Below are 4,107 nucleotides of genomic sequence, written 5' to 3' on the forward strand. Positions count from 1 at the left end.
CATTCAAAATGCCACTTTATGGACGTCAGAAGGCAATGAGCGACAAAAGCAGAAAGCGCTGGCAACGCCGCCCCGGAACAACGGGCGGTAAACTGCCATGGAACGACTGGCGTAATGCCTCCACCTGGCGCAAAGCTACGCAGTGGCTGCTGATGGCGATCAATATTTATATTGGCGTGACGTTTTACTACTGGGTGCGTTATTACGAAACCGGCGGCACCAGTCTGTACGTTTCCCGACCTGGCGGCATTGAAGGTTGGCTGCCCATCGCAGGCCTGATGAACCTGCGCTATACGCTGGAAACCGGCATCCTTCCCCCTGTTCACACCGCCGCCATGCTGCTGCTGGCCGCGTTTATGCTGGTAAGTCTGTTGCTCAAAAAGTCGTTCTGCTCGTGGCTGTGCCCGATAGGTACGTTGTCTGAACTCATCGCCGATGTGGGTAAGAAATTGTTTGGTCGCAATTTTACGTTGCCCCGTTGGCTGGATATCCCTCTGCGCAGCCTGAAATATCTGCTGCTGGCCTTTTTTCTCTACATTTCGCTGTCGATGCCAGCGCAGGGCATTCAGTATTTTTTAATGTCTGCCTACGGGATTATTATCGATGTGAAGATGCTCGATTTCTTTCGCAATATCGGCACGATCACCCTGCTGAGCGTCGCCCTTCTGGTGGTCATAAGCCTGTTCATTCGCAACGCGTGGTGCCGTTATCTGTGTCCCTATGGCGCCTTGCTCGGGCTGCTTTCCCTGCTCTCACCATTCAAAATCCGCCGCAATGCGCAAAGCTGTATTGATTGCGGGAAATGTGCCAAAAACTGCCCGTCGCAAATCCCGGTGGATAAGCTGATTCAGGTGCGAACGGTTGAATGCACTGGCTGTATGACCTGTGTGGAATCCTGTCCGGTGGCTTCAACGCTGACATTTTCCCTGCGGACACCGACGGGAAAGGCTGAAATACGGCGAGGAACATTATCGGGTATGGCGATGACGCTGCTGGTACTCGGCATAATGTTTGCCATTATCGCATTCGCGATGCTAATGGACGTCTGGAACAGCCCAGTGCCGGATCACCTCTACTTCCGGTTGATCCCGGAAGCGAGAATGATTGGTCATTAATGGATACCGGATGGGGTATCTGCCGCCATCCGGATTTGCATCACTCGGATTTATTATCCTCAGCGATGCCATCCTCAATAAAATCTTTATCGAGTTCTTCGGCATTCCCCGCGTGATCGCGCCCGGAAAGAATGTTCCAACAGGCGATAAACAGCGCGGCAACGAGTGGACCAATGACGAAACCATTGATGCCATAAATCTCCATTCCGCCCACCGTAGTGATAAGAATCAGGTAATCAGGCATTTTGGTATCTTTGCCGACCAGAATGGGGCGCAGAATATTATCCACCAGCCCTACCACCACCACGAAGAAACCGACGATGAAAAAGCCTTGCCACAGTTGCTGCGTCGAAAAAAGATAAATGGCGGCTGGCACCCAGACGATCGCGGAACCCACTGCCGGGATCAGGGACAGAAACGCCATCAGCGCCCCCCACAGAATGCTGCCATCAATCCCCACAATGTAAAACGCAATTCCGCCCAACGTCCCCTGCACGATCGCCACCACAACCGTGCCTTTTACCGTCGCCCGGGAGACCGCCGCAAACTTTGCAAACAGATGTTGCTTAACGAAATTCGACAACGGTAGCGAGTCGAGGATCTGCCGAACCAGAAACGGGCCATCCTTGAGCAGGAAAAAGAGCAGGTAGAGCATGATGCCGAAACTGATCGCGAAACCAAAGGTGCCTTTGCCAATCAGGAAGGCGCTCCCGGCCAGATATTGCCCGCCCTTTAGCGCCACATCCGACAGCTTCTGCTGGATTTTTGCGGCGTTATCGAGGGAGTGATCGGCAAGAAACGAACGCGCCCACTCCGGCATATGCGCAAATAAGCTCGCCACCACTTCCGGAAACTGAGCGTCGTTATGCTGCAGCTTGGTGTACACCACATTCAGTTCAACGGCGAGTGAGGAGAGGATCAGCATTAACGGGATAAATACGATCAGGCAGATGATACCCAGCGTCAGCAGAGACGCTACCCCGTTACGCTCCCCTAACGCCGAACGCAGCCTATTTTTTACCGGGTAGAAGATAACCGTCAGAATCGCAGCCCATAAAATGGCGGAGAAGTATGGCGACAGCACGTCGAAGAAAGCCCATGTCACCATGGCGAGAAGAAAGAGGAAAAACCCTTTATTCAGTCCGTTAAAACGCATTAGAGGATCCTGTAAACAAAGAAACTCTGTGGACTATAGGACTGATTGCGGATTTTACAAAGCCGACAAGACGAAAACCGCCAGCCAATACTTCACATTCAAAATGTGATAGTGCTTATTGTTTCACCAAAAGGAATGTCATTTAGCTTAAGGGTTGCTGAATGGCGACCCACACGAAGGGAGTGCCGCTGTCTCCCCGTCTTTCTTGAATACACCTGTTCCGCCTCTCTGGACGGACGCCAGGTCAGTTTAGGGAAGCGTCTGCAACCGTCTGCCAGCAGGATGACCTATGGCAGACGTCGCGCGTTACTGATAACGCGCCACCAGATCCTTAACCATTGCAGCATACGTTTGTTGCTTGAGTTGCACAATCTGCTGTTCTGTCACCGTCTCTACGGATGCCTTCTGTCCAGGCTGCGGGGTTAGTATTTTGGTCTCATAATTAAACGGTGACCAGGTCGCCCAATCGCCACTCGCGACATCTACCAGCGTGAAACGCACCAGATAGCGTAGCGATGTGCTGTCAGGCTGTTTCCCTGCTTTAAAATCCGACCAGACCATGCTTTTGGTCGCGGCATCAAATCTACCGGACTGCAACGTCTCCTGATAAACGATAATCGCTTTCTGATGCCCTTTCGCCGCAATGTAGCGTAGCGCCTGCATCCAGTTGGTATTCTCAGCAACCGCCGCGTCCTGGTTCTCGTCTTTGCTTTTGTCTTTATTACAGATCGCTTTTTTTTGCCTGTCCGGAATGCCGGAAAACGTCGCAACCGTGTAATAGCGGCTCATTTCCTGCTGCATGACCGTCTCTGGCGCCCGATTGCCAGACTGTACCAGAATGACGGGTGAGTTCAGCGGTACGCGAAAATTGTCTTCTGCCAGTGCCGCCTGAATATCGTCTTCAGAGATCGCCAGCGTGGTTTCATTACCAAAAATATCTTTGTCCGTCAGCCAGGAGGGTGACGTCGTATTTCGGCCAGAGCTCTCCACCTGCGATGTGGTTTTCTTCGCATCAATGGGGGAATGCGTGACACAACCCACCAAAGAAGAGAGGGTTACACATGACAATATTACTGACCTGAAATCCATTTTACCCGGCTCCTTATCTAAACCGATATATTCCTGTATAGCGAAAATAATTATATACCTGAAGTACCTCACCACAAAACAGGATTTATCCTTTTTCAATCATTCACAAAATAAATATTTATAAATCTTTTATAGACTCCGCTTTTATATTGTTGAGAATATATGCAGATTCGCCTAATGACTCAATCGACATTCATTTCATTATTAAAACCAGAAAAGCATGTCTCTCGCTTCTAAATTATCGCCTACTCCGTTGAATTAGATAAAAATAATCATCCAAAAAATAATGCGATACGGATGTCATATCAAAAAAAGGTGATATTTCACTTTGCCCGAATCACGAAAGTCACTGATAATGCGCCCGTTCGTCTCTTCAAAATGGCGGTATATCCCCTATGCTACATTTATTTTCTGGTCTGGATTTATATACCGGCTTGATGCTTTTACCTGCGCTGGTCTTTGTCCTGTTTTACGAAGCCATAAACGGATTTCACGACACCGCCAATGCGGTCGCGACCGTCATTTATACCCGGGCCATGCAACCCCAACTGGCAGTGATGATGGCGGCGGTTTTCAACTTCTTTGGCGTCCTGCTGGGCGGACTCAGCGTTGCCTATGCCATTGTGCATATGCTACCCACGGATTTACTGCTCAATATGGGGTCGTCACGTGGCCTCGCGATGATTTTTTCCCTGTTACTGGCGGCGATTATCTGGAACCTTGGAACCTGGTATTTCGGGTTACCGG

General features: G+C 50.3%; 4 protein-coding genes. 2 read left to right on the plus strand and 2 right to left on the minus strand.

Features of this window, described 5'->3' with window-relative positions; translation table 11 throughout:
* Positions 1 to 35: 35 nt before the first annotated feature.
* Positions 36 to 1,115, plus strand: coding sequence for a 4Fe-4S binding protein (locus AB7E14_RS21410; protein WP_428169928.1), 1,080 nt, complete (start codon positions 36 to 38; stop codon positions 1,113 to 1,115).
* A gap of 40 nt (positions 1,116 to 1,155) precedes the next feature.
* On the opposite strand, the gene AB7E14_RS21415 is transcribed toward AB7E14_RS21410, so the two are convergent.
* A complete protein-coding gene (locus AB7E14_RS21415; RefSeq protein ID WP_044327080.1) occupies positions 1,156 to 2,271 on the minus strand; it encodes an AI-2E family transporter in 1,116 nt (371 codons plus the stop codon).
* A gap of 306 nt (positions 2,272 to 2,577) precedes the next feature.
* Positions 2,578 to 3,360, minus strand: a complete 783-nt coding sequence (locus tag AB7E14_RS21420; protein ID WP_058587899.1) for a hypothetical protein — start codon at positions 3,358 to 3,360, stop codon at positions 2,578 to 2,580.
* A gap of 395 nt (positions 3,361 to 3,755) precedes the next feature.
* Between AB7E14_RS21420 and AB7E14_RS21425 the strand changes: the two genes are divergently transcribed.
* A partial coding sequence (locus AB7E14_RS21425) for an inorganic phosphate transporter (RefSeq protein ID WP_428169927.1) occupies positions 3,756 to 4,107 on the plus strand: 352 nt, incomplete at its 3' end.

Source organism: Citrobacter sp. (genome assembly GCF_050252275.1).
GTDB classification, from domain to species: Bacteria; Pseudomonadota; Gammaproteobacteria; order Enterobacterales; family Enterobacteriaceae; genus Citrobacter_A; species Citrobacter_A amalonaticus.